This window comes from Flavobacteriales bacterium (assembly GCA_013214975.1).
In the GTDB taxonomy this organism is placed as follows: Bacteria; Bacteroidota; Bacteroidia; order DT-38; family DT-38; genus DT-38.
This window is the reverse complement of sequence record JABSPR010000175.1, coordinates 1-1,526: the sequence shown is the minus strand read 5'-3', so window position 1 is coordinate 1,526 and position 1,526 is coordinate 1. Positions and strand designations below refer to the sequence as shown.

Annotated in this window: 1 protein-coding gene; it reads left to right on the top strand. The window is 36.4% G+C overall.

Annotated elements, in window-relative coordinates; genetic code table 11:
• The first annotated feature begins 413 nt into the window (after positions 1–413).
• Positions 414–1,379, top strand: coding sequence for a virulence protein RhuM/Fic/DOC family protein (locus HRT72_06155; protein ID NQY67290.1), 966 nt, complete (start codon positions 414–416; stop codon positions 1,377–1,379).
• The last annotated feature ends 147 nt before the right edge of the window (positions 1,380–1,526 follow it).

The following is a 1,526-nucleotide window of genomic DNA, read 5'->3' as shown; positions in this document are numbered from 1 at the left end:
CCGTCAGTACCGAATTTTGTAGTCGGTATTTGCTCTTTCTAGCGCAAATAATCTTCAGTCCAAACCTCACGGTTAGCAACCTTGCAGCTTACTAATGGTTCGAGGCACGACCCTCGCCCATAAGGGACTTGCACCCTCTAGATTAATAATCTACTTTCAAGTAGATTAAAGATGCCCATGCTGGGCACACACATTAAATAAACCCAATGCGGTTCTTGGTTATTGGAAAGGTTGGTGGTTTAAGTGAGTCGTAATTCCTGCTTGTGGTAGCTTGACTGCGCAGTAGCCAAAGTGCAGTTTGTCTTGTAACTTGTTACTGTAGCGGAATTAATTAACTTTATCAAAAACGAAACAAGCGCAGTAATTACTCTGTAGTGGTTATCTAAAGTTGGGGTACATTAAAAAATAATAGATTGAAAAATGCAATAGAAATATATCAGAATAAAGACGGTCAGAATTCTGTTCAGGTTAAAATAATTGATAATTCTGTCTGGTTAAGTAGACTACAATTGTCTGAACTGTTTGATCGTGATATTAAAACTATTGGTAAGCATGTTAACAATGTTTTTAAAGAAGGAGAGCTTGTGAAGGATTCAGTTGTCGCAAAATTTGCGACAACTGCAGATGATGGAAAGACTTATCAAGTTGAGCATTATAACCTTGATGTAATAATATCAGTAGGTTATCGAGTCAAATCAAAACAAGGTACGCAATTCAGAATATGGGCAACTCAAAGACTAAACGATTATTTAATAAAAGGCTATGCCATAAATGAAGCAAGACTTATACAAACCAAACACGAATTAAAAGTTCTAAAGACTGGTATTCAAATAATAAGTCGATCAATCGAAGAAAAATCAGAAGAAAGTGGATTGCAATGGCTAGAAAATTATTCAAAAGGCCTTACTCTTCTTGACGACTACGACAATGAGCGATTAGATTCAAAAGGCCTTACAATGCGTAAAGCCAAATTTCCCAAAAAAGAAGCATATCAGGGTTTGATCGATCAAATGAAATTAGAATTTAACTCCAATGTATTCGGATTAGAAAAAGATCAAGGGTTTGAAAGCTCCATAAATCAAATAACCAAGGGATTTGCAAACGATGACTTCTACCCTAGTCTCGAAGAAAAAGCGGCGACGCTCTTATACCTAATCATTAAAAATCATGCATTTACTGATGGTAATAAAAGAATTGCAGCTGCTTGTTTTCTAATGTTTCTTGAACAAAACAATATGCTTACAAATAAAGATGGTGAGCCTATAATAAGTAATGAAGCCTTGGCAAGTATCACATTGTTTATTGCATCTAGCAACCCCAATGAAATGGAAACAGTAAAGAAATTATTGGTAAGTGTATTAAACAGAAACTTAAAATAAACGTCCCCTAGTCGAGTAAGCCAGGGGAATTTCACCCCTAACTTCTCACAGAACCGTACGTGAACCTCTCGACTCATACGGCTCTTCGAAGTAGTGATACCATTTTACAGGTATCGGCTGTGTAATTAGCTCATCCTCTTACGAGTT